Genomic DNA, 26,122 nt, shown 5'->3' with positions numbered 1-26,122 from the left:
GTTAGCCCATGGACGCCCTGTGGAGGCGGTCGCGCACGCCTTCCCATTCGGGCGTGTCGGGCGGCGTCTCGACCCAGATCAGCTTGACGCCTTCGGCATCGAACTCGCGCAGCACCGCGAACAGCTGGTGTGCGCTGGCCGCCGCGTCGTCGGGCATGCGCCGCTGCAGCACGCGCTGGGAATGGCTGCGCACCTCGGCGCGCGTCCACACCGCGATGTGGGCCGCGCCCGGCCCGAGCACGTCGAGGCCGGCCTGGATGGCCTTGGCATCCATCAGCCGCAGCTTGGCGTTCGGCGCGTAGTGCGCCTCGAGCGTGCCGGAGGCGCGCGGATCGGGCGTCTCGAGCACCTCGCGGTTGCTCAGGCGCTCGCCCGCGGCGGCCTCGATCTGCGCGCGCGTGATCAGGCCCGGGCGCAGCAGCACGGGTGCACCGCGGCTGCAGTCGACGATGGTCGACTCGATGCCCACCTCGCAGGCGCCGCCGTCGATCACCGTCAGCGCGTCGCCGAACTCGTCATGCACATGCTGTGCGGTGGTGGGGCTCACGCGGCCGAAGCGGTTGGCGCTCGGGCCCGCGAGCCCCGGCACGCCCTGCTCTGCGCAGGCCTCGAGCAGGGCCTGCGCGACCGGATGCGACGGGCAGCGCAGGCCGATGGTGTCCTGCCCGCCGGCGGCCGCGGCCGCCACGCCGGGCTGGCGCGTGACGATCAGCGTCAGCGGGCCGGGCCAGAAGGCCTGCACCAGCTTCTGCGCAAAGGGCGGCAGCGGCTGCGCAAAGCGCGACAGCGCCTCGGTGCCCTTGATGCCGGCCGCCACGTGGACGATCAGCGGATGGTCGGCCGGCCGGCCCTTGGCCTTGAAGATGCCGGCCACCGCCATGTCGCTGGTGGCGTCGGCGCCCAGGCCGTAGACGGTCTCGGTCGGGAACGCGACCAGCCCGCCGGCGCGCAGCACGCGCACGGCCTCGGCAATGGCTTCCGGGGATTGGCCGTCGAGGATCATGCGAAGTCGGCCGCCGACAGCGCCGGCAGGCCGAGCACGGTGGCGGCCCGGGAGGCCGCGGCGCGCACGCTTTCGAGGGTGGCACCGGTGAGCGTGAGGTGGCCCATCTTGCGGCCGCGGCGCGGTTCGATCTTGCCGTAGAGGTGCAGGTGCACGCCGGGCAGCGCGAGCACTTCGCTCCAGCGCGGCGCCACCGGCTTGTCGCCGCCCGCGTTGAACCACAGGTCGCCCAGCAGGTTCAGCATAACCGCCGGGCTGTGCTGGCGCGGCGCGGCCAGCGGCAGGCCCGCGAGGGTGCGCACCTGCAGTTCGAACTGCGACACGTCGCAGGCTTCCATGGTGTAGTGGCCGCTGTTGTGCGGCCGGGGCGCCATTTCGTTCACCACCAGCGAGCCGTCGGCCAGCGCGAAGAACTCCACGCACAGCACGCCCACGTAGTCCAGCCCGGTGGCAATGCTCTTGGCCGAGTTGATGGCCGCCTGCGCCACGGTCTTGGGCATGTTCTGCGCATGCACCTCGGTCACGGCCAGGATGCCGTCGCGGTGCAGGTTGCGCTGCGGCGGAAAGTGCACCAGCTGCCCGTCGCGGCCGCGCGCGACGATCACCGAGCATTCGAATTCGAGCGGCAGCAGCTTTTCGAGCACGCAGGGCACGCAGCCCGCGGCCTGCCAGGCGTCGACCAGTTCGGCGCGCGTGGACACGCGCTGCTGGCCCTTGCCGTCGTAGCCCAGGCGCGCGGTCTTGAGGATGCCGGGCAGCAGCATGTCCTCGACGGCGGCGAGCTGGGCCGCGGTCTCGATGACCGCATAGGGCGCGCAGGCCACGCCGCAGCGCGTGAAATGGGCCTTTTCGGCGATGCGGTCCTGCGCGATGGCGATGGCGCCCGCGTCGGGGGCCACGGGCCGAGCCACCGACAGCTTCTCCAGCGAGGGCGCCGGCACGTTCTCGAACTCGGTCGTGACCGCATCGGCCAGGCCCGCGAGCCGCGCCAGGCCGTCGACGTCGGCGTAGTCGGTGTGGATGTGGTGGTGGCTCACGCGGCCGGCCGGGCTGTCGGCGTCGGGGTCGAGCACGGCCGTGAAGTAGCCCATGCGCTGGGCGGCGTGGGCGAACATGCGGCCCAGTTGGCCGCCGCCGAGCACGCCGAGCGTGGCGCCCGGAAGAATGGGCAGATCGTTGTTGCTCACAGCGCACCCCCGCCCTGCGGCGAAAAGGGCGACACGGCAGCGCCGTCCACCGGCGGCGGCAGGACCATCGCCTCGGCCGCGGCGGTTTGCGCAGCGCGGAAGGCATCGAGCCGGCTGCGCAGCGCCGGATCCTTCACCGCCAGCATCGCCACCGCGAACAGCGCCGCATTGGCTGCCCCCGCATTGCCGATGGCAAAGGTGGCCACCGGCACGCCCTTGGGCATCTGCACGATGCTGTAGAGCGAATCGACGCCCTGCAGGTGGCGGCTGGCCACCGGCACGCCGAGCACCGGGACCGTGGTCTTGGCGGCCAGCATGCCCGGCAGGTGGGCGGCGCCGCCCGCGCCCGCGATGATCGCAGCCAGCCCGCGCCCGGCGGCGCTTTCGGCATAGGCGAAGAGCGCATCGGGCATCCGGTGGGCCGAGACCACCTTCGCTTCGTGCTGGATCCCGAATTGCTGGAGAATCTCGACCGCGTGGCGCATCGTCTCCCAATCGGAGTTCGAGCCCATCACAACACCGACCTGAATGGTTTCGTTCATGGTTCCAATTTTACGTTTCACCCCCAGTTGTTCCCGATGATCGACATCACTCTCGAAAATTTTCAGGCTGAACTGATCGAAGGCTCGGTCGCCACGCCGGTGCTGCTCGACATCTGGGCCGAATGGTGCGGACCATGCAAGCAGCTCGGCCCGGTGCTCGAAAAGCTCGAAACCGAGTACGCCGGGCGCTTCACGCTGGCCAAGCTGGACGCCGACAAGGTGCCGCAGATCTCGTCGCAGCTGTCCGAAATGTTCGGTGTGCGCAGCATCCCGTTCTGCGTGATGTTCAAGGATGGCCAGCCGGTCGACGGCTTCGTCGGCGCCATTCCGGCCGACAAGATCCGCGAATTCCTCGACAAGCACGTGCCCGCCGCCGAGCAGGTCGAAGCCGCCTCCCAGGAGGCCGCGGCCCAGGAAGCGCTGGCCGAAGGCGACACCGAGGGTGCGCTCGAGCGGCTGCAGCATGCGGTGGCGACCGACCCGGCCAACGACGACGCGCGCTTCGACTACATCAAGCTGCTGCTGCAGATGGGCCGCATCGACGATGCCAAGGTGGCGTTCGCGCCGGTGATCGCCCGGACCACGCTGGTGCGCCGCTTCGACTCGCTGCAGCGCTGGATGGACGCGATCGACTTTGCGGCGCCGGCCTCGGGCGCCGCGCCCGCGATCGCCGAGTTCGACGCGAAGATCGCCGCCGGCAAGCGCGACTTCGACGCCCGCTTCGGCCGCGCCCGCCTGCTGATGGCCGAGCAGCGCTGGACCGATGCGATGGACGAGCTGCTCGAGATCCTGATGCGCGACAAGGCCTGGAACGAGGAGCTCGCGCGCAAGACCTACATCGCGATCCTCGACCTGATCGAGCCGCCCAAGGTGAAGGTGGCGGACGGGCAGATTCCGCCGGACGATCCGGTGGTGGCCACCTACCGCCGCCGCCTCAGCAGCGTGGTGCTGAGCTGAGCCGAACTGAGCCGCCTGGCGGCAAATTGCGGGGGAACGGACGCATCTTGGCGAGCCGGTGCGGCGTCGCATACGATGGCAACGATTCAACTTGTTGCAATTGAAAAGGAAATCCCGGCCATGCGTCTCCCCGCCCGCCACCGCGCCCGCATCGCGCTCCCCGTTTTCGCGACCGCACTGCTGGCCGCCGCCCTGGCCGGTTGCGGCAGCGGCATCAGCCTCGACGAGCCGATCGAGGGACCGGTCTGGCGCCTGGTGCAGCTGGGCGACGAACCCGTGGCGCCCGGCGGCGAGGCGCAGATCCAGTTCGACCGCAGCAGCGGGCGCGTCAGCGGAACGGGCGGCTGCAACCGCGTTTCGGGGTCGTTCACGCGCAGCGGCATCACGCTGCGCATCGGCCAGCTGGCCTCGACCCGCATGGCCTGCGCGGACCCGGTGCGCGGTGCCAACGAAGCGCAATTCATCTCGGCGCTCCAGACCACCACTACTTATCGCCTGGCCGGCCCGGGACGGCTCGCGTTGCTCGACGCAAGCGGGCGGACCGTGGCAACGCTGAACTCGGCGAGCCGCTGAGGGGGCGAGCCCGCTTCTTCTTCAGCCGGTCAGGCGCTCCAGCGCCTCGCGGTACTTGGCCGCGGTCTTCTCGATCACCTCGGCTGGCAGGCGCGGCGCCGGCGGGGTCTTGTCCCAGGGCTTGCCGTTGATTTTGGTGGCCTCGAGCCAGTCGCGCACGAACTGCTTGTCGTAGCTCGGCGGATTGGCGCCCGCGGCCAGCGCGGCCTGGTAGCCCTCGACCGGCCAGTAGCGCGAGCTGTCGGGCGTGAGCACCTCGTCCATCAGCACCAGCGTGCCGGCCTCGTCCAGGCCGAACTCGAACTTGGTGTCGGCAATGATCATTCCCTTGGCCAGCGCGATCTGCGCGGCGGTTTCGTAGATCTCCAGGCTGGTCTCGCGGATCTGCTGCGCCAGCTTGGGGCCGACGATCTCGACCACGCGGTCGTAGCTGATGTTCTCGTCGTGCTCGCCGGCCGCGGCCTTGGCCGCGGGCGTGAAGATCGGGCGCGGCAGCTTGCTCGCGTTGGTGAGCCCTTCGGGCAGCGGCACGCCGCAGACCGAGCGGCTTTCCTGGTATTCCTTCCAGCCGCTGCCGGCCAGGTAGCCGCGCACCACGGCCTCGACCGGGATCGGCGTGAGGCGCTTGACCAGCATCGAGCGGCCGGTGACCTGCGGTACCTCTTCGGGCGTGACCACGCTCTCGGGCGCTTCGCCCGTCAGGTGGTTGGGGCACAGCTGGCCGAGGCGGTCGAACCACCACAGTGCCATCTGCGTGAGGATCTCGCCCTTGCCCGGGATCGGCTCGCCCATGATGACGTCGAAGGCGCTGAGCCGGTCGCTCGCGACCATCAGGATGCGGTCTTCGCCGACGGCGTAGTTGTCTCGCACCTTGCCGCGCGCAAGCAGGGGCAGGCTCTGGATGGAAGAGGTGTGGACGGTGGTCATGGGACGGTGCTGCTGTGCGGAAACGGGTGACGGGGGAAAACGGATTGTGCGCGCAGAAAAAAGCCACCGCGAACGGTGGCCTGTGATTCGCGGAAAAAGTTTGTCTTCAGACCACTTCTTGCGCGAGCTCGCCCTTGGCGTACTTGGCGGCGACGACCTGCAGCGTCTCGCCCTTGACCTTGGGGCCCTGGCCTTCGCAGCCGAACTCGATGTAGCGCTGCTTGCAGATCTGCTTGGCGGCCTCGCGCGCGGGCTTGAGCCACTCGCGGGCGTCGAACTTCTCGGGGTTCTCGGCCAGGAACTTGCGCACCGCGCCGGTCATGGCCAGGCGGATGTCGGTGTCGATGTTGATCTTGCGCACGCCGTACTTGATGGCTTCCTGGATTTCCTCGACCGGCACGCCGTAGGTTTCCTTCATGTTGCCGCCGTACTTGCGGATGATCTCGAGCAGGTCCTGCGGCACCGACGACGAGCCGTGCATCACCAGGTGGGTGTTGGGCAGGCGGGCGTGGATTTCCTTCACGCGCGAGATCGACAGGATGTCGCCCGTGGGCTTGCGGGTGAACTTGTAGGCGCCGTGGCTGGTGCCGATGGCGATGGCCAGCGCGTCGAGCTGCGTGGCCTTGACGAACTGGGCGGCTTCCTCGGGATCGGTCAGCAGCGCGGAGTGGTCGAGCACCCCTTCGGCGCCGATGCCGTCTTCTTCACCGGCCATGCCGGTTTCGAGCGAACCCAGGCAGCCCAGTTCGCCTTCGACCGTGACGCCGACCTTGTGCGCCAGCTGGACCACCTTGCGGGTCACGTCGACGTTGTAGTCGAAAGAAGCCGGCGTCTTGCCGTCTTCCTTGAGCGAGCCGTCCATCATCACGGACGAGAAGCCGAGGTCGATGGCGCCCTGGCAGATGGCCGGGCTCTGGCCGTGGTCCTGGTGCATGACCAGCGGGATGTTCGGGTACTGCTCGATCGCAGCCTGGATCAGGTGCTTGATGAAGGCTTCGCCGGCGTATTTGCGGGCACCCGCGCTGGCCTGCAGGATGACAGGCGCGCCGGTTTCCTTGGCGGCCTCCATGACGGCCTGGACCTGTTCGAGGTTGTTGACGTTGAAGGCCGGAATGCCGTAGCCGTTGGCGGCTGCGTGGTCCAGCAGTTCGCGCATCGAGACGAGTGCCATGGGAAATACCTCGCGGAAATAGGGGAAAAAGAAGGCGGAAAGACGAGAGAAAACTGCCCCAATTCTATCGAGCCCCCTTGTGGGACGGCACTGACACGCGGCGCAGGCGCTGCTAGATGGGCAGTTGCGTGGTCGACAGCACCTGCTTGAGCACCACGAAAGTCCGGATCTGCCGCACGCCCGGCAGGTACAGCAGCTGCTCGGCATGCAGCCGGTTGAAGCTGTCGTTGTCGCGCGTTCGCACGAGCATGAAGTAGTCGAACTCGCCCGTGACCACGTGGCATTCGAGGCAGCCCGAGACCTTTTGCGCGGCCTTTTCGAAATCGGCGAAGGAATCGGGCGTGGAGCGGTCGAGCACCACGCCGATCATCACCAGCATGCCGAGCTCGAGCGCCTGGGCGTCGAGCAGCGCCACGATGCCCTTGACGAGCCCCGCGGCCTTGAGCCGCTCGACCCGGCGCAGGCATGCGGGCGCGCTGAGGTTGACCTTGGCGGCCAGGGCCACATTCGACACCGAGGCGTCGCGCTGCAGGGCGCGCAGGATGGCGCGATCGGTGCGGTCGAGCTCCGCCGCCGTTTCGGCCGCCTGCGCCGGCGTGGAACGCAATTTTGTTGTGCTCATTTTTTTTCTTACGACTCAAAAAACGCGGAATCCCCGATCTTGTCTTTTTTTTCACCGCAATTCCACCAAAGTTTGCAAGCACGTTTCGGCGGCTTCTTCCTACGATCGATGGCATTCCACTTCTCTGGAGCACATCGATGAACCTCAAGAAATTCCCCCGCCATGCCCTGACCTTCGGCCCCACCCCGATCCACCCGCTCAAGCGCCTGAGTGCCCATCTGGGCGGCGAGGTCGAGCTCTACGCCAAGCGGGAGGACTGCAACAGCGGCCTCGCCTTCGGCGGCAACAAGACGCGCAAGCTCGAATACCTGATTCCCGAGGCGCTCGAGGGCGGCTACGACACGCTGGTGTCGATCGGCGGCATCCAGTCGAACCAGACGCGGCAGGTGGCGGCCGTGGCCGCGCATCTGGGCCTGAAGTGCGTGCTGGTGCAGGAGAACTGGGTCAACTATTCCGATGCGGTGTACGACCGCGTCGGCAACATCGAGATGTCCCGCATCATGGGCGCCGACGTGCGGCTCGACAGCGCGGGCTTCGACATCGGCATCCGCAAGAGCTGGGAAGAGGCCATGGCCGACGTGCGCAAGGCCGGCGGCAAGCCCTTTCCGATTCCGGCCGGCTGCTCGGAGCATCCGCGCGGCGGCCTGGGCTTCGTCGGCTTTGCGGAAGAAGTGCGGCAGCAGGAGGCCGAGCTGGGCTTCAAGTTCGACTACATCGTGACCTGCTCGGTCACGGGCAGCACGCAGGCCGGCATGGTGGTGGGCTTCGCGGCCGACGGCCGGGCCGATCGCGTGATCGGCATCGACGCCTCGGCCAAGCCGCAGCAGACCTTCGAGCAGATCGTGCGCATTGCCAAGGGCACGGCTGAACTGGTCGAACTGGGCCGCGACATCACCGACAAGGACGTGGTGCTCGACCGCCGCTTCGGCGGCCCCGAATACGGCCTGCCCAACGAAGGCACGCTGGAATCGATCCGCCTCTGCGCGCGCCTGGAAGGCATGCTGACCGACCCGGTGTACGAGGGCAAGTCGATGCACGGCATGATCGAGAAGGTGCGCCTGGGCGAATTCCCGGCCGGCTCGAAGGTGCTCTACGCGCACCTGGGCGGCGTGCCGGCCCTCAACGCCTACAGCTTCCTGTTCAGGAATGGCTGAGCGGGCTCAGCTCGCGCGGCAGATCTTGAGCATGTTGGTGCCGCCGGGGGCGCCCATCGGCTCGCCGCAGGTGATGGCATAGACGTCGCCGGTCTGCACGATGCCGCGCTTCTTCAGGTGGGCTTCGGCCTGCTCGAGCGCGGTGTCGCGGTCGCTCTCCGAATCCATCAGCAGCGGGCGCACGTTGCGGTAGAGCGCCATGCGGCGCTGCGTGGCCAGCCGCGAGGTCAGCGCGTACATCGGGATGTGCGCGCGGTGGCGGCTCATCCACAGCGGCGTGGAGCCCGACTCGGTGAGCGCCACGATGGCCTTGGCGCCCAGGTGGTGGGCGGTGAACAGCGCGCCCATCGCAATCGACTGGTCGATGCGGCTGTAGGTCTTGCCGCTGAAGTCGGCGTCCAGCGTCTTGTCCTCGGCCGCTTCGGCGGCTTCGCAGATGCGGCTCATCTCCTGCACGGTTTCGAGCGGGTAGCGGCCCGAGGCGGTCTCGGCCGAGAGCATCACGGCGTCGGTGCCGTCGAGCACGGCGTTGGCCACGTCGCTCACCTCGGCGCGCGTGGGCACCGGGTTGGTGATCATCGACTCCATCATCTGGGTCGCGGTGATCACCACCTTGTCCATGTCGCGCGCCATGCGGATCATTTTTTTCTGCAGCGCCGGCACGGCGGCATTGCCCACCTCCACCGCGAGGTCGCCGCGCGCCACCATGATGCCGTCGCTCGCGCGCAGGATCTCCTCCAGCTTGGGAATGGCCTCGGCGCGCTCGATCTTGGCGATCAGGCCCGGCTTGTGGCCGTACTCGGCCGCCGCCACGTTGCACAGCTGGCGCGCCATTTCCATGTCGGTGGCGTTCTTGGGAAAGCTCACGGCCACGTAGTCGGCCTGGAAGCTCATCGCGGTCTTGATGTCCTCCATGTCCTTGGCCGTGAGCGCCGGCGCCGTGAGGCCGCCGCCCTGCTTGTTGATGCCCTTGTTGTTGGAGAGCTCGCCGCCGAGCTTCACGGTGGTGTGCACCGCCTCGCCGCGCACCGCGTCGACCGTGAGCACGATGAGGCCGTCGTTCAGCAGCAGCCGGTCGCCGGGGCGCACGTCGCGCGGCAGGTCCTTGTAGTCGAGGCCGACCGCCTCGGCATCGCCGGGCTCGGTGCGCGAGGCGTCGAGCACGAACTTGGCGCCCGGCTCGAGCCAGACCTTGCCCTGCGCGAACTTGCCGACGCGGATCTTGGGGCCCTGCAGGTCGGCCATGATCGCCACCTCGCGGCCCGTCTTGCGCGCCGCCTCCCGCACCATGGCCGCACGGTCGATGTGGTCCTGCGCAGTGCCGTGGCTGAAATTGAGCCGCACCACGCTGACCTTGTTCAGGATCATCTGCTCCAGCAGCTCGGGCGTGTTGGACGCCGGGCCGAGCGTGGCGACGATCTTGGTGGCGTGGCGGGGAAGGCGATCCGTGATCATTGAGCGTGTCTCCATTTTGTATCCGCTACTGTATACACTTTGTGTGACAACAGGAAGCGGGCACCGCGGCGCGGGCGCGAAAAATCAGCCTGCGGCACGCTTGGCGAGGATTTCGAAAGCCGGGAGCGTCTTGCCCTCGAGCACTTCGAGGAAGGCGCCGCCGCCGGTCGAGATGTAGCCGACCTGCTTCTCGATGCCGTACTTGGCAATGGCCGCGAGCGTGTCGCCGCCGCCGGCAATCGAGAACGCGCTGCTCTCGGCGATGGCCTGGGCGATGGCCTTGGTGCCGCCCGCGAAGGCGTCGAACTCGAACACGCCCACCGGGCCGTTCCAGACGATGGTGCCGGCTTCGCGCAACTGCGCGGCCAGGATCGCGGCGGTCTTCGGGCCGATGTCCAGGATCAGGTCGTCGTCGGCCACGTCGTTCGCTGCCTTGACGGTGGCGGGCGCATCGGCCGCGAAGGTCTTGGCCGTGACCACGTCCACCGGGATCGGCACGTCGGCGCCGCGCGCGCGCATGGCTTCGATCACCGCCTTGGCCTGGTCGACCAGGTCGGGCTCGGCCAGCGACTTGCCGATCGAAAGGCCGGCCGCGAGCATGAAGGTGTTGGCGATGCCGCCGCCGACGATCAGCTGGTCGACGTTGGCCGACAGGCTCTTCAGGATGGTGAGCTTGGTGCTGACCTTGGAGCCCGCCACGATGGCCACCAGCGGCCGCTTGGGTTGCGCCAGCGCCTTGGTGATGGCGTCGATCTCGGCCGCCAGCAGCGGGCCGGCCGCGGCCACCTTGGCGAACTGCGCGATGCCGTAGGTGGTGGCTTCGGCGCGGTGGGCAGTGCCGAAGGCATCGTTCACGTAGATGTCGGTGAGCGCTGCGAGCTTGCGGGCCAGTGCCTCGTCGTTCTTCTTCTCGCCCTTGTTGACGCGGCAGTTCTCGAGCAGCACGACCTGGCCGGGCTTGACGTCGACGCCGTCGACCCAGTTGGCGACCAGCGGCACTTCGCGGCCGAGCAGTTCGCCCAGGCGCTTGGCGACGGGGGCGAGCGAGTCCTCGGGCTTGAACTCGCCTTCGGTGGGGCGGCCCAGGTGCGAGGTGACCATCACGGCGGCGCCGGCATCGAGCGCCAGCTGGATGCAGGGCACCGAGGCGCGGATGCGCGTGTCCTCGGTGATGTGGCCGGCATCGTCTTGCGGCACGTTGAGGTCGGCACGGATGAAGACGCGCTGGCCGGCGGCCTTGCCCTGCGCGCAGAGGTCGGTGAATCGAATGACGTTCATGGATCTGGAGGAGGTGGTGGAAGACGAGTCGCCTTCCATTGTAGGTTTGGCCCCGGCGCCGCTCCGAGCGCCTGTTGCGGCGCGCCGATCCTTTTCACCCCTTTGGCTGCGTCCTGGCAAAGCGCTCGAGGATCTCGACGAAGCTCGCGGCCGCGGGCGACAGGGTGCGCCGCGCTGCGCTGTAGATGCAGACCTCGCGGTGGAAGTCGGGCGATTCGAGCCGCACCATCTGCAGGCCGTGGGCGCGCACCAGCGGCGCCGAATAGGTCGGGCACACCGTGAGCCCGAGCCCCGAGGCCACCATGCCCAGCGCAGTGGTCATGTACGACACCTCCTGGGTGCCCGGGCGCAGCATGAGCTCGCGCTCGGCCGGCGCCAGCTCGGGCAGCACGCGCTGGCGGAAGTCGCGCGTGGGCGCAATGAAGGTGTACGGGCCGAGTTCGTTCCAGCGCACCTTGCGGCGCTTCGCAAAGGCGTGGCCGGGCGGGCAGATCAGCCAGTGCCGGTCCCGAAACAGCGTGCGGCGCTCGACGGCGCCGTCGACGGCCACGTCCTGCCCCACCGCAAGCTCCACGTCGCCGGCCATCACGCCGGCCAGCAGGTGCTCGGGCAGCGTGTCGGCCAGGCGCACGTCGACGTCGGGGAAGGCCTCGCGGTAGAGCGCGATCACGCGCGGCATCAGCGTGCAGGCCATGAGCTGCGGCGCTGCAAGCCGCAACAGCCCTTTCTTCTTGTCACGCAAATCCGTGACGCCTGCCACCGCGCCCGCGAGGTCTCCCAGCAGCCGGTGCACCGAAGGCAGGAACTCGCGCCCGGCTTCCGAGAGCTGCACGCGCCGCGTATGGCGGTCGAGCAGCTGCACGCCGATCTCGCGCTCGAGCTCGCGCACCAGCACGCTGAGCGCCGATTGCGTGAGGTGCAGCTGCCGCGCGGCCGCGGTGAAGCTGCCGGTCTCGGCCACGGCTGCAAAGGCGCGCAGTTGGCGCAGGGTCAAATTCATATGTTTACTTCATCAATCTATGAATTAATTTCGATTGCATCATAAGACGAGGCATTGCCCAATCGCGGCTTACCGGAGACAAGAAGCCATGCCGACGACCGACCCCGCGGCCCCGCCAGTTCGCGGGCTGCACCATTTCGCCTGGCGCTGCCGCGACAGCGAGGAAACCCGCCGCTTCTACGAAGACCTGCTGGGCCTGCCGCTCGCGCACGTCATCAAGAGCGACCACGTGCCGAGCACGGGCGAGTACTGCCCCTACGTGCACATCTTCTTTCGCATGCGCGATGGTTCGTACATCGCCTTCTTCGACCTGGGCGACGGCATCGCCGCGCTGCCTTCGCCCAACACGCCGGCGTGGGTGAACCACATCGCGCTGCGGGTCGATTCCGTGGCCGACCTGCTCGCCGCCAAGGCGCGGCTCGAAGGCGCGGGCGTCGAAGTGCTGGGCGTGACCGACCACCACATCATCGAATCGATCTACTTCTTCGATCCCAACGGCCTGCGCGTGGAACTGACCACGCCGACCGTGCCGCAGGCCGAGATGGAGGCGCATGCGCTGCGCGCGCGTGCCGAGCTGGATGCGTGGACCATGCGCAAGGCCGGGCTGCGCGCAGCGAAGGACGCGGCGCATGGCTGAGCTGCAACTCGCCGTCATCGACGTGAAGCCCGGCGCGGCGATGGAAAGCCAGTCGGGCCTGCAGCTGCTGCGGCCGCGCATTTACGGCGCCTTTCGCGCGCCGCCGGGCCCGGAGAAGGTCGCGGCCATCGTGATGCACCCGACCAGCAACTTCATGGGCCACTACCTGATCGGCCCGCTGGCCGAGCGCGGCATCTGCTGCATGGGCCTGAACTCGCGCTACGTGGGAAACGACACCGTGCTGCTGATGGAGCGTGCGATCCAGGACCTGGGTGCCGGCGTGCAGTACCTGCGCGCGGCGGGCTACGAGAAGGTGTTCCTGGTCGGAAACTCCGGCGGCGCGGCGCTCTCGGCCTTCTACCAGGCACAGGCCGAGAATCTCACCGCCACCCACCTGCCCGACGGCGACCCCACGCACCTGCACCCCGACGACCTGCCGCCGGTGGACGGCATCGCGCTGTGCGCCGCGCACCTGGGCCGCACGCGGCTGATGCGCGACTGGATCGACCCGTCCGTCACCGACGAGCACGATCCGCTCTCGGTGGACCCCGAGCTCGACATGTACGACCCGCGCCACCGCATGCCCTACGACCGTGGCTTTCTCGCGCGCTTCAGCGCGGCGCAGCAGGCGCGGCTCGATCGCATCGAACAGTGGTGCGTCGATCGCCTCGCGCTGCTGCGCAGCACCCCGGGCGCGCCGCGCGACCAGGCCTTCATCGTCTACCGCACGCACGCCGACCCGCGCTGCGTGGACCTGTCGCTCGATGCCAACGACCGCCTGCCGGGCAGCGTGTGGGGCGATGCGCGCCAGGTCAACTACTCGGCCAACGCGATGGGCCGCACCACCTCGCTCACCGCGTTCCTCTCGCAATGGTCCTCGCGCTCGCAGGCGGACGGGCCCACCAACCTCGCGCGCACCACCTGCCCCAAGCTGCTGCTGACCTACACCGGCGACCAGTCGACCTTTCCGAGCACACGCGATGCGTGGATGGCCGCGGGCGGCGCGCGCATCCGCAACGTCGACATCGTGGGCGGCAACCACTATCTCGCGGGCCAGCCCGAGCTGATCCCCCAGGCGGCCGATGCCATCGCCGAATTCGCCCACGCGCTGTAGAAGAGACATGGAAAGCTTTGCATTTGCACCGGCCTACGAGTTGCCGGTCTGGCCCTTCGTGCCGCCGCCCGAACTGGGCAGCACCAAAACCGTTCGCCACCCGATCGTGATCGTCGGCGCCGGGCCTTCGGGCCTCACGCTGGCCTGCGACCTCGCGCAGCGCGGCATACGCGCGGTGCTGCTCGACGAGGACGACACCGTGGGCGTGCGCGGCGCGTCGTCGCGCGGCATCTGCTACGCGCAGAAGAGCCTCGAAATATTCGAGCGCCTGGGCATCTACGAGCGCATCGCGGCCAAGGGCATCACCTGGTCGCTCGGGCGCACCTTCTCGGGCGAACAGGAGGTCTACAGCTTCAACCTGCAGGCAGAGAGCGTCTCCAGGCAGCCGCCCTTCATCAACCTGCAGCAGTTCTACATCGAGTGGTTCCTGGTCGAGCGCATCCTCGATCTCGGGCTCACCGATGTGCGCTGGAAAAGCCGCGTGACGTCCATCGAGCCCTTGAGCGATGGCGTGCGCATCGGCATCGAAACGCCGGCCGGCCGCTACACGATCGAGGCCGACCGGCTGGTCGACGCGACCGGCGCCAACAGCCCGATCCGCACGCAGCTCGGCATCGACGCGCACGCCTCGCGCAGCACCGACCGCTGGTGCATCAGCGACGTGCGCTTCAGAAAGCCGCTGCCCACTGAGCGCTGGACCTGGGTCGACGCACCTTTCAACGAAGGCCGCGGTGTCTGGCAGCACCTGATGGCCGATGGCGTCTGGCGCATCGACTACCAGATGCCCGAGGACTGCGACACCGCCCACATCAGCCGGCCCGAAGTGGCGGGCGCGCGGCTGCGCGAGCAGCTCGGACCGGGCGTGGAGTTCGAGTTCGTCTGGATCGGCCCGTACGGCTACCGCGATCACCTGCTCGACAGCTTCCGCCACGGCCGCGTGTTCTTCATCGGCGACGCAGCGCATGTGGTGAGCCCCTTCGGCGCGCGCGGCGGCAACAGCGGCATCCAGGATGCGGCGAACCTCGGCTGGAAGCTCGCGCTGGTCGCGCAGGGGCAGGCCGGCGATGCGCTGCTCGACAGCTACGACGCCGAACGGCAGCCGGCCGCGAAAGAGAATCTGAAAGTCACGAGCCGCTCGGCGCGCTTCCTTGCGCCACGCTCGCCGGCCGAGCACACGCTGCGCCGCGCGGTGGTGGCGCTGGCCGCGCGCCATCCATTTGCGCGTGCGCTGGTCAACACCGGCCGCATGTCGGTTGCCAACGACTATCCACCCGCGCCGCAGTTGCCCGAAGGCGCACGCACGGTGCAGAACCTGCCGCTGCGCTGGGCCGATGGCCGCGAGACCACGCTGATGCAGCTGCTGGCCGAGGGCACGCAGTGCCTGGGCCTGTGGCTCGCACCCACGCGCGCCGCAGCCAGAGCGGCGATGGACGCCACGGCCTCGCTGCCGCTGCGCCTGCTGGCCATCGGCGGCGACAGCGGGCTGCCGACGCTGCAAGCCGACGAGAAGTTCACGTGCCACCTTGGCATCCACGATGCGGGCAGCTTCGTCCTCGTGCGGCCCGACGCCTACCGCGCCGCGACGCTGGCGCAGGCCACGCCCAATGCGATCGCCAGCGCGCTGCGCACGGCCCTCGCCCACGACCACCACGCCCCATGATCACCGAGCCCCGCATCCCCGACCCCGACGGCTTCTACGCCGCCTTGCTGGCCGCGCACGAAGGCCTGAGCGAAGCGCAGAGCGCCGATCTCAACGCCCGGCTCGTGCTGCTGCTGGCCAGCCAGTGCGGCGACCAGGCCGTGCTGCTGGCCTGCATCCACGCCGCGGCCGAAGACCCCACGACAAGCACCGCACCATGACCGCCAACATCTCCTTCGCCTCGGCCTCCGACACGCGCGAGCAGAAGCCGCAACTGCGCGAACTCGCGCCCGACGTCTACGGTTACATCAGCGACTTCGATCCCAACTGCGGCTTCGTCGTCGGCGACGAGCAGGTGGTGCTGATCGACACGCGCCCCACGCCGCGCATGGCGCGCGACTTCCTGGCGGCCATCCGCACGGTGACCGACAAGCCCATCAAGACCATCGTGCTCACGCACTACCACGCGGTGCGCGTGATGGGGGCGAGCGCCTTCGGCGAGGTCGAGGCCGTCATCGCGAGCCGTGGCACGCTCGACTGGATCCACACGCGCGGCCAGGCTGACTTCGATTCCGAGGTGGGGCGCTTCCCGCGCCTCTTCGCGGGCGTCGAAGAGATTCCAGGCCTGACCTTTCCCACGCAGAGCTTCGAGCGCGAGATGAGCCTCTGGCTCGGCCCCGGCCAGGGCCGCGAGCTTCGGCTGATGGCCCTGGGCCGCGGCCATTCGAGCGGCGACACGGTCGCGTGGCTGCCCGACTGCGGCGTGCTGTTCTCGGGCGACGTGGTCGAGAACCGCTGCGGCGTCTATGCGGGCGATGCCTACATCGGCGACTGGACCGGCACGCTCGATGCGGTGCGGGCCCTGAAGCCGCGCGTGCTGGTGCCGGGCCGCGGCGCCGTGCTGCAGGGCGAAGCCGAATGCTTCGAAGCCATCGGGCTGACCCAGGCTTTTCTCCAGACCTTGCTCGACAGCGTGAAAGCCGGCATCGCCGCGGGCGAAACGCTCAAGGGCTGCTTCGCACGCGCCGAGGCGGCGATGGCGCCGCGCTTCGGCAGCTGGCCCGTGTTCCAGCACGTGCTGCCTTTCGACGTCTCGCGCGCGTACGACGAACTGCGCGGCATCGAACACCCCGTGGTGTGGACCGCGGAGCGCGACCGCGCACTGTGGCAGACGCTGCGCGGTGAATGAGCTGAACCAGATTTCAAGACAACAAGCAACGGAGACAAGAAACGATGAAGCGACTGATTTCCCTCATGGCCGCGGCCCTCGGGCTGGCCAGCCCCTTCGCATCGGCGCAGCAGCCCGCCGCCTACCCGAGCCAGCCCGTCAAATGGATCGTGCCCTACGTGGCCGGCGGCGGCACCGACAACCTCGCGCGCGCGCTGGCCGAGGCGATGCAGCCTTCGCTCGGACAGCCGCTCATCATCGACAACCGCCCCGGCGCATCGACCAACATCGGCGTGTCCGTGATGATGCAGGCCAAGCCCGACGGCTACACCATCATGCAGGCCGAGAACGCGGCGCTGCTCTTCAACGAGCACATGTTCGCCAGGCTGCCCTACAAGCCCGCGAGCGACTTCACCTACATCGGCGCCATCGGCCGCTTTCCGGTGGCGCTGGTGGTGCACCCCGACTTTCCCGCGAAGAACGTGGCCGAGTTCGTGCGCCACGTGAAGGCCAACCCCGAGAAGGTGAGCTATGCCTCGCCCGGCAACGGCTCGCCGCACCACATGGCGATGGAACTCTTCAAGCAGAAGGCCGGCCTGAGCATCACGCACGTGCCGTACAAGGGCGCCGCGCCCGCAATGACCGACGTGATGGGCGGCCAGGTGCCCACGATGATGCTCGACCTGGCCTCTGGCCTGCCGATCATCAAGGCGGGCAAGGTGCGGGTGCTGGCGATTGCGCTGCCGCAGCGTGCGAGCGCACTGCCCGAGGTGCCCACCTTCGTCGAGGCCGGCTTCAGCGACGTCAACGCCTATGCCTTCCACGGCCTGATCGGCCCGGCCGGCATGCCGCCCGAAGCGGTGGCACGCATCAACGGCGAACTGCACAAGGCGATGAAGGCCCCGAAGGTGGTGAAGCTGTTCGCGGAGTTCGGCTTCGAGGCGCTGCCGGGCACGCCGCAGGATTTCTACAAGCTCTCGCGGGCCGAGAGCGAACGCTGGGGCAAGATCATCCAGGCCGCCGGCGTGAAACTGGATTGAACGGAGAGTCGCCGGCCCTACCAGCCCAGGCCGAGGTGCAGCGGCAGGTACACCGCCATGCCCGCGAGCATCGTGCCGAGCACACCGCGCCGCCAGTAGTAGTAAGCGGCGCCGACCACCGCCGCATACAGGCGCGCGTCGTGCAGCGTGGTGATCAGGTGGCCCTGGGTCATCACGATCTCGGGCGCGATCACGCCGGCCAGCGCGGCGGCGGGCGCGTAGTGCAGTGCGCGGTGCGCCCACTCGGGCAGGCCCCAGGGCCGGTCGAGGATGAAGAAGAAGCAGCGCGTCAGCACCGTGACCGCGGCCAGCCCGACGATCACGCCCATCGTCCACAGGTCGGTGCCCCTCACTTGTCGTCCTCCGCGTCGGGGTCGAGCCCGAACCGCTTCTCGAGCCAGAAGCACAGCAGCACCGCGGCACCGATGGCCACCACGATGTTGAGCTTGAGCGGCAGGGCATAGGCGGCCACCGCGGTGGCGCTCGCGACCAGCGCGGCCAGCACCCGCAGCCGCGTGGTGGCCATCGAGCAGACGATCGCCACCAGGCTCAGCACGCCGGCAAAACCCAGGCCCCAGCTCTGCGGGATGAAGTTGGCCAGCGCAATGCCCAGCAGGCTCATGCCCATCCAGGAGCACCAGGTCACGAAGTAGTTGCCCGTGAGATAGGCCTCCTGCGACTGCTGCTCGGCAACAGTGGCCGGCGGCGCCGCGTACTGCCGGGTGAAGAGCGCGTAGCTCAGGTCGGCCGTCAGGTAGCCGTGCGTCATGCGGCGCCAGCGCGGCATGTGCATGAGGTAGGGCCGCAGGTGCAGGCTGAAGACCACGAAGCGCAGGTTGACGCAAAAGCCCGTGGCCAGGATCACCCAGGCCGGCGCGCCCGCGAACAAGAGCGGAATGGCCGCGAGCTGGGAGCTGCCGGCATAGACCAGCAGCGTCATGGCCACCGACTCCAGCACGCTCATGTTCGACTTGACCATGGCCACGCCGGTCATCAGGCCCCAGGCGCCGATGCCCAGCGCGGCCGAGGACATGTCGCGGATGCCGGCGCGGAATTCGGGGCGGCGGCGAATGGCTGCGGAAAGGAACATCAGCCGAACCGCTGCCCGGGCTTCAGGTCGAAGCCGCGCAGGAAGTCGGCCACGGCCAGGCGCTTGCCGCCGGGCCGCTGCAGTTCGGTCGCCATCACCACCGAGCCGGCCGCCGCCACCGCCACGCCGGCGTCGCTCACGGCCAGCAGGGTGCCCGGCGCGGCCACAACCTCGGCCGGCGGCACCGCATGCGCGGCCCAGAGCTTGATGGTTTCGCCGTCGAGCAGGCTGTTGGCGCCCGGGAACGGGTCGAAGGCCCGGATGCGCCGCACGATGGCGTCGGCTGGCTGGGTCCAGTCGATCTGGGCTTCGTGCTTCTCGACCTTGCTGGCGTAGGTGACGCCTTCGGCGGGCTGCGGCGTGCGCACAAGGTGGCCGATGTTCGCCAGCGCCTGGACGATCAGGCGCCCGCCCAGCTCGGCCAGCCGGTCGTGCAGCCGCGCGGTGGAGTCGCTGCCGATGTCGACGGCTTCGCGCAGCAGCATGTCGCCGGTGTCGAGGCCGGCGTCCATCTGCATGATCGTGATGCCGGTCTGCGCGTCGCCGGCCTCGATGGCGCGGTGGATGGGGGCCGCGCCGCGCCAGCGCGGCAGCAGGCTGGCGTGGATGTTGAGGCAGCCGTGCGCCGGCAGGTCGAGCACCCATTGCGGCAGGATGAGGCCGTAGGCCGCGACCACCATCACGTCGGGCCGGGCCGCCAGCAGCGCGTCGTGCGCGGCTGCGGCGTCTTGCGGGTACTTGCCGTCCAGCCGCAGGCTGCGCGGCTGTGCCACCGGCCAACCGTGGGCGAGGGCGCATTGCTTGACGGGCGAGGCCTGCAGCTTCATGCCGCGGCCCGCGGGCCGGTCGGGCTGGCTCAGCACCAGCGCGATCTCATGGCCGGCGGCGGCAATGGCTTCGAGCGCGGCGCGCGCGAACTCGGGCGTGCCCGCGAAAACGACTTTCAGCGGGGTCAATCGCGGATCCGATCGAGTTCGAGGTCGTCCCCCGTGTGATAGCGGCGAACCACGCCGGTGGGATCGATGTAGATATAGAGCATGCGGCGCTCGTTCACGGCCTTGTAGCGCCAGGTCCAGACCACGCCGTCGAACGAGCTGACGCGGCTGGTTTCAAAAGGCCGGCCATAGAAGGCGAGCACGTCGTTCTGGCGCCACCGGTCGACCTTGATGTCGTGGCCGAAGCGCGCCTCGTTGAGCACCTGGGTCACGGAAACGACTTTGCCGGCGGCATCGACGTCGATGTCGATGACCTCGAAACCCGCCGGCATGCGCGAATATTGCAGGCGCTCGCCGCCGCCGTTGAGCGGATAGCGGCCCGTGGGTGCGCCCAGGCGCTGCAGGGTTTCGGCGGCGGTGGTGCCAGGCACGATGCGCGTGGGTTCGCTCGCGCAGCCCGCCAGCACGAGCCCTGCTGCGGCAAGGCCGAGGGCCCAGGGCCGCAGGGAGACGGTCACGCCCGGCCCTCTTTGGCCTCTTCGCGCTGCTGCTTGAGCAGCTTGCTCTTGATGCGGTTGCGCTTGAGCGGCGACAGGTATTCGACGAACACCTTGCCCAGCAGGTGGTCGAGCTCGTGCTGGATGCACACGGCCAGGAGGCCTTCGGCCTCGATGGTGCGCAGCTCGCCGTTCTCGTCCAGCGCCTGGACCTTGACCGAGGTGGAGCGCATGACGCCGTCGTAGATGCCCGGCACCGAGAGGCAGCCCTCTTCGTTCAACACCTTTTCGTCGCTTGCCCAGATAATTTCGGGATTGATGAGCACCAGCGGCTCGTTGCGTTCCTCGGACACGTCGATGACGACCAGCCGCTCGTGCACGTCGACCTGGGTCGCGGCCAGGCCGATGCCGCTGGCGTCGTACATGGTCTCGAGCATGTCGGCCACCAGGGCCTTGATGCGCGCGTCGACGCCCTGCACGGGCTTGGCCACCGTGTGCAGGCGCTTGTCCGGGTAACTCAGAATGATTCGTTTGGCCATGAAACAGGGAGAAAGTTGTGGCTATTTTCGCCAATTCCGCGACGCGGCGACTCCGGATCGCCTGAAAACGTTGCCCTCCCAAGGGCTTCGGGCGCAGAATTCGTAGCAAATTGTGAGATTCGTATGCACGCCGATACGCGGCGCGCTCACCCATCCAGACATGAAAAAGCTCCGAATCACTGTCCGCCAGCGCCCGCATCTTCTCGCCACGTTGGCTGCCCTTGCGGTGATCACTGGCGGCACGACGGCGGCGTGGGCGCAGAACTACCCCGTCACGCCGCAGCAGCGCGCCACCGCCCAGCAAACCGCCCAGAACGGCGTTCCGCTGAGCGAACTGGCGCCCAACGCGCCCGACGAATACACGGTCAAGCCCGGCGACACGCTGTGGGCCATCTCGCGCCTCTACCTGCTGCGCCCCTGGCGCTGGCCGGAACTGTGGGGCATGAACATCAGCGAAATCGCGAATCCGCACCGCATCTACCCCGGGCAGGTTCTCTACCTGGACAAGACTGGCGGCCGCGCACGCCTGACCATGCGCCGCGGCGCTGGCGGCAGCGCCGATGGCGGCACCATCAAGCTGTCGCCGCGCACGCGCTTCGACTCGCTGGCCGGCATGGCCCTGCCCACGCTCAACCCGAGCATCATCGAGCCCTTCCTGAGCGAGCCGATCGTGGTGGACGCCGACACGCTGCAGGCCGCGCCGCGCATCGTTGCCGGCAACGACAGCCGCGTCCTGCTGTCGCGCGGCGACCGCGCCTATGCGCGCGGCAACGCCGAGACGCCGCTGCTCGAGACGCCCGGCCCGCTGAAGAATTTCCGCGTGTTCCGCAGCGCCACGCCGCTGAAGGACCCGGGAACCGGCGAAATCCTCGGCTACGAGGCGCAGTACCTGGGCAAGGCGCAGCTGCAGCGCGGCGAATCGACCACGGTCGAGACCACCGACGACAAGGACGTCATCACCGTGGTGCCGGCCAGCATCGACATCATCGCGGCGCGCGAGGAAATCCGCGCCGGCGACCGCCTGCTGCCCGAACCGCCGCGCCAGCTGCTGAGCTATGTGCCGCGCGCGCCCTCCTCGCAGGTCGAGGGCCGCATCATCTCGGTCTACGGCAATGCGGTGCAGTTCGCGGCGCAGAACCAGGTGGTGGCCATCAACAAGGGCACGCGCGACGGCATCGACAGCGGCCACGTGCTGGCCATCCTGAAGAACGGCGAGACCATTCTCGACCGCACCGGCGCGCGCAAGGAAACCATCAAGCTGCCGAACGAACGCATCGGCCTGCTGATGGTGTTCCGGCCCTTCGAAAAGGTTTCGTACGCACTGGTGCTCGAGATCACCGACACTCCGAAGGCGGGCGACTTCCTCGTCAATCCCTGACGCTTTTTCCGCTTTCTTCTTTCTCCGCTTCATTTGGACCGAGCAGAACTCGCAGGCTGGCTGCGGCTTTCACTGACGCCGGGCATCGGCGATGGCGCCGCGCGCCGGCTGCTGGCGGCCTTCGGGCTGCCCGAGAATATCTTTGCGCAGACGGGCGAGGCGCTGCGCCAGGTCGTTTCGCCAGCGCAGGCCGACGCCCTGCACCAGCCGCTGCCGGGCCTGCAGGCCCAGCTCGACCAGACCTGGCAGTGGCTGCAGCCCGGCCACGATGACGGCGGCGCGCGCCGCCTGGTCACGCTGGGCGATGCCGCCTACCCCGCCTCGCTGCTCGAGATGGCCGACCCCCCGCTAATGCTCTACGTGCTCGGTGCCACGGACTTCGACCTGACCCAGCTCGGCCACAGCATTGCGGTGGTCGGCAGCCGCAACCCCACGCCCCAGGGCGCCGCGAATGCCCGCGCCTTTGCGCGCGCGCTGGGCGAAGCGGGCCTGCCGGTGGTGTCGGGCCTTGCGCTCGGCGTCGACGGCGCCGCGCACCAGGGCGCGCTCGATGCGGCCGGCGACATGCCGCGGCTCGCCACGGTGGCCGTGGTGGGCACCGGCCTGGACCGCGTCTATCCCGCGCGGCACCGCGACCTGGCGCACCGCATCACGCTGCAAGGGCTGATCGTGAGCGAGCTGCCGCTCGGCACGCCGCCGCTCACGCAGAACTTCCCCAAGCGCAACCGCCTCATCGCCGGCCTGGCGCGCGGCACGCTGGTGGTCGAGGCCGCGCTGGCATCGGGCTCGCTGATCACCGCGCGGCTCACCTCGGAACAAGGCAAGGAAGTGTTCGCCATTCCGGGCTCGATCCATTCGCCGCAGTCGCGCGGCTGCCATGCGCTGATCCGCCAGGGCGCGAAGCTGGTCGAATCGGTCAACGACATCCTCGAGGAGCTGCCGTCGCTGCACGCGGGCAGCGCGGCGGCGGCGCCGGCGCCGGCAGCCGCGAACGGCGATGCCGGCGCTGTGCCCGGCGCGCGCGAAGAGCCCTTGCTGGACGCGCTCGGCTTCGACCCCGTGAGCCTGGACGCGCTGAGCGCGCGCACCGGCTGGAGCGCCGCCGCGCTGCAGGCCCGGCTGCTCGAACTCGAGCTCGACGGCCACGTCGCGCGGCTGCCCGGCGGCCTGTTCCAGCGAGCAGCCATCGGCTGACGCCCGGGCCCGCTTTTTCGTGAAACACCGCGGAACCGGCTTTGCCGGGCCGCTGGTGTTGCCCCCGGTAGGGGTGGGCGAAGCGGCACGAAGTGCACGAAGCCTGGGGGCGAGCCACATTTCCTCGGCTATATTGGGCCCATGTTCGAAGTGCTCGTGTTTGTCTACGAAAACTATTGGCGCGGCGATGCCTGCCCCGAACCCCATCAACTGGGCCGCAAGCTCAGCGCCCACGGCTTCGAGCCCGAAGAAATCCGCGATGCGCTTCACTGGCTCGACGGCCTGAGCCTTGCCACGCAGGGCATGCAGCTCGAACGAAGTCCCGGCGACGACGCCGTGGCCACGGTCACGCTGCGCGGCGCGCCCGAAGCGGCCCTGCCCCAGTCGGACAACGCCATGCGGGTCTACTCGCAGGCCGAGCAGGAGCACCTGGGCGCCGACTGCCTGGGCTTCATCCGCTTTCTCGAATCATCGAACGTGCTGTCCTGCGGCCTGCGCGAGATCGTCATCGAGCGCGCCATGGCGGCGCCGGGCGATCCGGTCGCGCTCGACGAGCTCAAGATCATCGTGCTGATGGTGCACTGGAGCACCGGCATCGAGCCCGATGCGCTGGTGCTCGACGAACTCTGCGAAAGCCGCGAAGGCCGCGTCGCACACTAGTTCAGCAGCCGCTCGGGATTGGCGTCGAGCTTGGCCAGCGCCTCGCGCGTGGCGCGCACCGTGAGCGTTTCTTCCTCGGCCGGCACCAGAAGGCCGGCCTGCAGGTAGCTGGCCAGCCGGCCGACCTGGATCAGGAAGCTGCGGCCGTCGGCCGAGGCGAACAGGTGCAGCTGCTTGCGGTCGCTGCGCCAGACGAACTGCACCTGGCTCACGCGGTCGTTGTGGTCGAGCATGAACCAGTTGCCGACCTCCAGTTCGTGGGCCCACGCGAGCATGTCTTCGGCCGGAACGCCGCCCATGGTGTCGGCCACGACCTCGATCGAGGCCGCATCCACGCCCAGCAGCAGTTCGATGCTGTTCGCATCGAGCGGCAGGCTGGAGGCGCCGCCGTCGTCGCTGACGAAATCTTCCAGGTGCGCGAGGCGCTCGGCCATGGCCTCGATCTTGGCCGCGGGAATGGCTTCGGTCTTCGACAGGAAGGCGTCGGACAGGGTGGCGCCGATGGCCTTGATGTGGGCCTCCTGCGGCTCGTCGATGATGCCCAGCAGGTTCATGCCCAGGCGCAGGCGCTGCAGCAGCTGCGGCAGGTCCTGGATCACGCGGGCGCGGTCGGCGCGGTTGGGCTTGGCGCTGGCCGCCCACACGAGCTCGGAGGCCACGCGCTTGAGCATCACCGTCTGCTCGCCCTGCGCGCCGTAGCGCAGCGCGGCAATCGCCAGCACCTCGGCCCAGACCTTGAAGAGAAACTCGCGGATCTCCTCGCGCACCGGCATGTCGTTGAGCATCTTGCGCAGCTCGATGGTGTACTGGATCGCCATCGTTTCCTTCTGCTCGACCTGCTGCGCCACGCTCATGACGCGCTGGGTGGCGTCGCTTTGCGTGAGATAGCGGTTGAGGAAGGCGACGAACTCGTCGAACACCAGCTTGAAGACGCGCTGGCCGGTTTCGGGATACTGCTCGATCACCTGCACCACGCGGCGGATCTCGCCCTCGAGCGCGCTGCCCGAGATGGCGGCGGCATCGAAGCCCATCACGCAGGAGCCCATGCGGTCGATCAGCATGCGCGCGGGGTGCTGCAGCGTGCCGAAGAACTCGGGCTCGGCAATGGCCACGCGCAGCACCGGCATCTGCAGGCGGGCAAACCACACGCGCGCCGAGAAAGGAATGCGCTCCTCGGCGAGGATGGCCTGGAACATGAGCGCCACGATCTCGACCGTGGCCTTGTCGGCGGTGGTGGGCGCCCTTTTCTTGAGCTCGGTGCTGCGCCGCCGGAGGTCGACCGCGGTCTGCTGGATCAGGGTGGCCTGCTCCGCGGAGCCCGGCACCGAACCCTGCATGTACTGCGAGGCAGCCACCCGGTAGGCGGCCTCGGCTTCGGCGATCGCGCCGACAAAGGTCCGGGAGACGGCGCGGGCGCCCCCGGCGCCGGTCGCGCCGGCGACGGCCGCATGGCCGTCCATTCCCGTCGTCGTCATCGAGGGCGAAGGCGAGGCCGGCGGCTCCGCGCCGATGCGGGCGGCGACGAAGCGCTTGAGGCTCAGGAGCGCCGTCTGCGCGCGCTGGCGGGCGACCATCAGCGGCGAGCCGCCCGTGGTGAAGGCCGGCGCGGCGCCCGGGCGCTGCACGGCGCCGCCGGCGTAGGGCGATGCCGGCATCGTCGCCGGCCCGGTGGGACTGACGCTGCCGGTGCTGCTGCCGGTGCGGCGGACAAAGCTCTTGAGATCGATTTCGGGCATCACGCCCCGGGAGACCAGGAAGGCGTTGGCGTCTTCGTAGGCCTTGACGACCACGCCGACGAGCTGCTGCTGCACGGTGTCCTGCACGCGGGCCCAGAGCGCGCGACTCAGGCCGGCCGCCAGCCACTGGTCCACCAGCAGCCGGGCCAGCGTTTCGGGCCTGAGCACGTCGTGGGCGTCGAGTTCCGCGGTGCCTTCCAGGAACTGGATGCGCAGCCGCAGGTCGCTGAGTTCGAAGCTGGCCTTGTCGTGGATCAGCTGCGCGAGGCGCGACGACAGGATGCTGCTCTCCATGGCATCGTCGCCGATGAGTTCGAGCCGCAGCTTCGCGGCCGGCGCAGCGGGCGCCGCACCCGCTGTAGCGTCCACCGACTTGCGCCAGCCCGCCTGCGCGAGCGACACCCATTGCGAGGCCTGGCCCTGGAACGCCACGAAGTCGTCGCGGCTCTCCTGCATGGTGCGCGCACTGCCGATTTCCGAGGCCTGCTGCGTCAGGCGGTCCCGTATCGCCTGCGCCAGCGGGACGATGACGCCCTCGGTGGCACGCACGAAGCGCTCGCGCGTCTCGCGTGCGAGCTGCAGGGAAGAGGCGGACCGCGCAGTGCTCATTGAAGGATCAGGAAGGC

General features: G+C 69.0%; 27 protein-coding genes. 12 read left to right on the top strand and 15 right to left on the bottom strand.

Annotated features, from left to right (window positions below):
• Position 1: 1 nt before the first annotated feature.
• From IB278_RS30175 to purE, 3 genes are read right to left on the bottom strand one after another with little or no spacing between them, the layout of a single operon-like run.
• A complete protein-coding gene (locus tag IB278_RS30175; RefSeq protein WP_124959047.1) occupies positions 2-1,003 on the bottom strand; it encodes an L-threonylcarbamoyladenylate synthase in 1,002 nt (333 codons plus the stop codon).
• Positions 1,000-2,190 (bottom strand): 5-(carboxyamino)imidazole ribonucleotide synthase, encoded by a 1,191-nt coding sequence (locus IB278_RS30170; RefSeq protein ID WP_145739268.1) that lies wholly within the window; start codon positions 2,188-2,190, stop codon positions 1,000-1,002. Before IB278_RS30170 ends, IB278_RS30175 begins: the two co-directional genes overlap by 4 nt.
• Complete coding sequence (gene purE / locus IB278_RS30165; RefSeq protein ID WP_145739266.1) at positions 2,187-2,732, bottom strand: 5-(carboxyamino)imidazole ribonucleotide mutase; 546 nt, start codon at positions 2,730-2,732, stop codon at positions 2,187-2,189. Before purE ends, IB278_RS30170 begins: the two co-directional genes overlap by 4 nt.
• A 36-nt stretch (positions 2,733-2,768) precedes the next feature.
• Here purE and IB278_RS30160 point away from each other — a divergent pair, with 36 nt between their 5' ends.
• Together IB278_RS30160 and IB278_RS30155 are read left to right on the top strand one after the other, a co-directional pair.
• Positions 2,769-3,689 (top strand): tetratricopeptide repeat protein, encoded by a 921-nt coding sequence (locus IB278_RS30160; protein WP_192327601.1) that lies wholly within the window; start codon positions 2,769-2,771, stop codon positions 3,687-3,689.
• A 120-nt stretch (positions 3,690-3,809) separates the two neighbouring features.
• Positions 3,810-4,262: an META domain-containing protein gene (locus tag IB278_RS30155; protein ID WP_145739262.1), complete on the top strand. Its 453-nt coding sequence runs from the start codon at positions 3,810-3,812 to the stop codon at positions 4,260-4,262.
• A gap of 21 nt (positions 4,263-4,283) precedes the next feature.
• Here IB278_RS30155 and IB278_RS30150 read toward each other — a convergent pair whose 3' ends face one another.
• The 3 genes from IB278_RS30150 to IB278_RS30140 form a co-directional block, all read right to left on the bottom strand.
• Positions 4,284-5,189, bottom strand: coding sequence for a phosphoribosylaminoimidazolesuccinocarboxamide synthase (locus IB278_RS30150; protein WP_192327598.1), 906 nt, complete (start codon positions 5,187-5,189; stop codon positions 4,284-4,286).
• Between the two features lie 106 nt (positions 5,190-5,295).
• Complete coding sequence (gene fba / locus IB278_RS30145; RefSeq protein WP_145739259.1) at positions 5,296-6,360, bottom strand: class II fructose-bisphosphate aldolase; 1,065 nt, start codon at positions 6,358-6,360, stop codon at positions 5,296-5,298.
• A 112-nt stretch (positions 6,361-6,472) separates the two neighbouring features.
• Complete coding sequence (locus tag IB278_RS30140) at positions 6,473-6,982, bottom strand: Lrp/AsnC family transcriptional regulator (protein ID WP_192327595.1); 510 nt, start codon at positions 6,980-6,982, stop codon at positions 6,473-6,475.
• 137 nt (positions 6,983-7,119) lie between these two features.
• Between IB278_RS30140 and IB278_RS30135 the strand changes: the two genes are divergently transcribed.
• Positions 7,120-8,136: a 1-aminocyclopropane-1-carboxylate deaminase gene (locus tag IB278_RS30135; RefSeq protein WP_145739255.1), complete on the top strand. Its 1,017-nt coding sequence runs from the start codon at positions 7,120-7,122 to the stop codon at positions 8,134-8,136.
• A 6-nt stretch (positions 8,137-8,142) separates the two neighbouring features.
• Here IB278_RS30135 and pyk read toward each other — a convergent pair whose 3' ends face one another.
• The 3 genes from pyk to IB278_RS30120 form a co-directional block, all read right to left on the bottom strand.
• The gene (pyk, locus tag IB278_RS30130) at positions 8,143-9,591 is read right to left on the bottom strand and encodes a pyruvate kinase (protein WP_062364063.1); all 1,449 of its coding nucleotides are present in this window, start codon (positions 9,589-9,591) and stop codon (positions 8,143-8,145) included.
• Positions 9,592-9,675: 84 nt separating this feature from the next.
• Complete coding sequence (locus IB278_RS30125) at positions 9,676-10,869, bottom strand: phosphoglycerate kinase (protein WP_192327592.1); 1,194 nt, start codon at positions 10,867-10,869, stop codon at positions 9,676-9,678.
• A 94-nt stretch (positions 10,870-10,963) separates the two neighbouring features.
• On the bottom strand, positions 10,964-11,869 hold the full coding sequence (locus IB278_RS30120; protein WP_192327589.1) for a LysR family transcriptional regulator: 906 nt from the start codon (positions 11,867-11,869) through the stop codon (positions 10,964-10,966).
• Positions 11,870-11,957: 88 nt separating this feature from the next.
• Here IB278_RS30120 and IB278_RS30115 point away from each other — a divergent pair, with 88 nt between their 5' ends.
• From IB278_RS30115 to IB278_RS30090, 6 genes are read left to right on the top strand one after another with little or no spacing between them, the layout of a single operon-like run.
• The gene (locus IB278_RS30115) at positions 11,958-12,506 is read left to right on the top strand and encodes a VOC family protein (RefSeq protein WP_145739249.1); all 549 of its coding nucleotides are present in this window, start codon (positions 11,958-11,960) and stop codon (positions 12,504-12,506) included.
• Entirely contained in the window at positions 12,499-13,620 is a 1,122-nt protein-coding gene (locus IB278_RS30110) for an alpha/beta hydrolase family protein (RefSeq protein ID WP_145739247.1), read from the top strand. Before IB278_RS30115 ends, IB278_RS30110 begins: the two co-directional genes overlap by 8 nt.
• Before the next feature lie 7 nt (positions 13,621-13,627).
• Complete coding sequence (locus tag IB278_RS30105; RefSeq protein WP_192327586.1) at positions 13,628-15,280, top strand: FAD-dependent oxidoreductase; 1,653 nt, start codon at positions 13,628-13,630, stop codon at positions 15,278-15,280.
• Positions 15,277-15,480: a DUF2783 domain-containing protein gene (locus IB278_RS30100; RefSeq protein ID WP_145739244.1), complete on the top strand. Its 204-nt coding sequence runs from the start codon at positions 15,277-15,279 to the stop codon at positions 15,478-15,480. Before IB278_RS30105 ends, IB278_RS30100 begins: the two co-directional genes overlap by 4 nt.
• Complete coding sequence (locus tag IB278_RS30095; protein ID WP_192327583.1) at positions 15,477-16,448, top strand: MBL fold metallo-hydrolase; 972 nt, start codon at positions 15,477-15,479, stop codon at positions 16,446-16,448. The genes IB278_RS30100 and IB278_RS30095 overlap by 4 nt, the downstream gene beginning before the upstream one ends.
• Positions 16,449-16,492: 44 nt before the next feature.
• On the top strand, positions 16,493-17,467 hold the full coding sequence (locus tag IB278_RS30090) for a Bug family tripartite tricarboxylate transporter substrate binding protein (RefSeq protein WP_192327581.1): 975 nt from the start codon (positions 16,493-16,495) through the stop codon (positions 17,465-17,467).
• A gap of 17 nt (positions 17,468-17,484) precedes the next feature.
• Here IB278_RS30090 and IB278_RS30085 read toward each other — a convergent pair whose 3' ends face one another.
• The 5 genes from IB278_RS30085 to def are packed head-to-tail and all read right to left on the bottom strand — an operon-like array spanning position 17,485 to position 20,528.
• On the bottom strand, positions 17,485-17,820 hold the full coding sequence (locus IB278_RS30085; RefSeq protein WP_015867848.1) for an AzlD domain-containing protein: 336 nt from the start codon (positions 17,818-17,820) through the stop codon (positions 17,485-17,487).
• Complete coding sequence (locus tag IB278_RS30080) at positions 17,817-18,557, bottom strand: AzlC family ABC transporter permease (RefSeq protein ID WP_145739238.1); 741 nt, start codon at positions 18,555-18,557, stop codon at positions 17,817-17,819. The genes IB278_RS30085 and IB278_RS30080 overlap by 4 nt, the downstream gene beginning before the upstream one ends.
• Entirely contained in the window at positions 18,557-19,513 is a 957-nt protein-coding gene (fmt, locus tag IB278_RS30075) for a methionyl-tRNA formyltransferase (RefSeq protein WP_192327578.1), read from the bottom strand. The genes IB278_RS30080 and fmt overlap by 1 nt, the downstream gene beginning before the upstream one ends.
• Complete coding sequence (locus IB278_RS30070) at positions 19,510-20,010, bottom strand: hypothetical protein (RefSeq protein WP_145739234.1); 501 nt, start codon at positions 20,008-20,010, stop codon at positions 19,510-19,512. Before IB278_RS30070 ends, fmt begins: the two co-directional genes overlap by 4 nt.
• Positions 20,007-20,528: a peptide deformylase gene (gene def / locus IB278_RS30065; RefSeq protein ID WP_015867852.1), complete on the bottom strand. Its 522-nt coding sequence runs from the start codon at positions 20,526-20,528 to the stop codon at positions 20,007-20,009. The genes IB278_RS30070 and def overlap by 4 nt, the downstream gene beginning before the upstream one ends.
• 160 nt (positions 20,529-20,688) lie before the next feature.
• Between def and IB278_RS30060 the strand changes: the two genes are divergently transcribed.
• The 3 genes from IB278_RS30060 (at position 20,689) to IB278_RS30050 (ending at position 23,760) form a co-directional block, all read left to right on the top strand.
• Positions 20,689-21,906 carry a LysM peptidoglycan-binding domain-containing protein gene (locus IB278_RS30060; protein ID WP_145739233.1) on the top strand — a complete coding sequence of 406 codons (1,218 nt, stop codon included), beginning with the start codon at positions 20,689-20,691 and terminating at the stop codon, positions 21,904-21,906.
• Between the two features lie 33 nt (positions 21,907-21,939).
• On the top strand, positions 21,940-23,100 hold the full coding sequence (dprA, locus tag IB278_RS30055; protein WP_145739231.1) for a DNA-processing protein DprA: 1,161 nt from the start codon (positions 21,940-21,942) through the stop codon (positions 23,098-23,100).
• Positions 23,101-23,241: 141 nt separating this feature from the next.
• Positions 23,242-23,760, top strand: coding sequence for a DUF494 family protein (locus IB278_RS30050; RefSeq protein ID WP_192327576.1), 519 nt, complete (start codon positions 23,242-23,244; stop codon positions 23,758-23,760).
• Here IB278_RS30050 and IB278_RS30045 read toward each other — a convergent pair.
• On the bottom strand, positions 23,757-26,105 hold the full coding sequence (locus tag IB278_RS30045) for a DUF1631 family protein (protein ID WP_145739227.1): 2,349 nt from the start codon (positions 26,103-26,105) through the stop codon (positions 23,757-23,759). The two genes, IB278_RS30050 and IB278_RS30045, sit on opposite strands and share 4 nt — an antisense overlap.
• Positions 26,106-26,122 lie beyond the last annotated feature (17 nt).

The organism is Variovorax sp. VRV01 (assembly GCF_014852545.1).
Taxonomy (GTDB): domain Bacteria; phylum Pseudomonadota; class Gammaproteobacteria; order Burkholderiales; family Burkholderiaceae_C; genus Variovorax; species Variovorax beijingensis_A.
The sequence above is the reverse complement of the archived record's forward strand: the minus strand, read 5'-3'. Positions and strand labels throughout refer to the sequence as shown.

What these genes read in the sequence shown, in the direction of transcription:
- IB278_RS30175 (WP_124959047.1), bottom strand. Translation starts at nt 1,003, where the DNA reads ATGATCCTCGACGGCCAATCCCCGGAAGCCATTGCCGAGGCCGTGCGC.
- purE (WP_145739266.1), bottom strand. Translation starts at nt 2,732, where the DNA reads ATGAACGAAACCATTCAGGTCGGTGTTGTGATGGGCTCGAACTCCGAT.
- IB278_RS30160 (WP_192327601.1), top strand. Translation starts at nt 2,769, where the DNA reads ATGATCGACATCACTCTCGAAAATTTTCAGGCTGAACTGATCGAAGGC.
- IB278_RS30155 (WP_145739262.1), top strand. Translation starts at nt 3,810, where the DNA reads ATGCGTCTCCCCGCCCGCCACCGCGCCCGCATCGCGCTCCCCGTTTTC.
- IB278_RS30150 (WP_192327598.1), bottom strand. Translation starts at nt 5,189, where the DNA reads ATGACCACCGTCCACACCTCTTCCATCCAGAGCCTGCCCCTGCTTGCG.
- fba (WP_145739259.1), bottom strand. Translation starts at nt 6,360, where the DNA reads ATGGCACTCGTCTCGATGCGCGAACTGCTGGACCACGCAGCCGCCAAC.
- IB278_RS30140 (WP_192327595.1), bottom strand. Translation starts at nt 6,982, where the DNA reads ATGAGCACAACAAAATTGCGTTCCACGCCGGCGCAGGCGGCCGAAACG.
- IB278_RS30135 (WP_145739255.1), top strand. Translation starts at nt 7,120, where the DNA reads ATGAACCTCAAGAAATTCCCCCGCCATGCCCTGACCTTCGGCCCCACC.
- pyk (WP_062364063.1), bottom strand. Translation starts at nt 9,591, where the DNA reads ATGATCACGGATCGCCTTCCCCGCCACGCCACCAAGATCGTCGCCACG.
- IB278_RS30125 (WP_192327592.1), bottom strand. Translation starts at nt 10,869, where the DNA reads ATGAACGTCATTCGATTCACCGACCTCTGCGCGCAGGGCAAGGCCGCC.
- IB278_RS30120 (WP_192327589.1), bottom strand. Translation starts at nt 11,869, where the DNA reads ATGAATTTGACCCTGCGCCAACTGCGCGCCTTTGCAGCCGTGGCCGAG.
- IB278_RS30115 (WP_145739249.1), top strand. Translation starts at nt 11,958, where the DNA reads ATGCCGACGACCGACCCCGCGGCCCCGCCAGTTCGCGGGCTGCACCAT.
- IB278_RS30110 (WP_145739247.1), top strand. Translation starts at nt 12,499, where the DNA reads ATGGCTGAGCTGCAACTCGCCGTCATCGACGTGAAGCCCGGCGCGGCG.
- IB278_RS30105 (WP_192327586.1), top strand. Translation starts at nt 13,628, where the DNA reads ATGGAAAGCTTTGCATTTGCACCGGCCTACGAGTTGCCGGTCTGGCCC.
- IB278_RS30100 (WP_145739244.1), top strand. Translation starts at nt 15,277, where the DNA reads ATGATCACCGAGCCCCGCATCCCCGACCCCGACGGCTTCTACGCCGCC.
- IB278_RS30095 (WP_192327583.1), top strand. Translation starts at nt 15,477, where the DNA reads ATGACCGCCAACATCTCCTTCGCCTCGGCCTCCGACACGCGCGAGCAG.
- IB278_RS30090 (WP_192327581.1), top strand. Translation starts at nt 16,493, where the DNA reads ATGAAGCGACTGATTTCCCTCATGGCCGCGGCCCTCGGGCTGGCCAGC.
- IB278_RS30080 (WP_145739238.1), bottom strand. Translation starts at nt 18,557, where the DNA reads ATGTTCCTTTCCGCAGCCATTCGCCGCCGCCCCGAATTCCGCGCCGGC.
- def (WP_015867852.1), bottom strand. Translation starts at nt 20,528, where the DNA reads ATGGCCAAACGAATCATTCTGAGTTACCCGGACAAGCGCCTGCACACG.
- IB278_RS30060 (WP_145739233.1), top strand. Translation starts at nt 20,689, where the DNA reads ATGAAAAAGCTCCGAATCACTGTCCGCCAGCGCCCGCATCTTCTCGCC.
- IB278_RS30050 (WP_192327576.1), top strand. Translation starts at nt 23,242, where the DNA reads ATGTTCGAAGTGCTCGTGTTTGTCTACGAAAACTATTGGCGCGGCGAT.
- IB278_RS30045 (WP_145739227.1), bottom strand. Translation starts at nt 26,105, where the DNA reads ATGAGCACTGCGCGGTCCGCCTCTTCCCTGCAGCTCGCACGCGAGACG.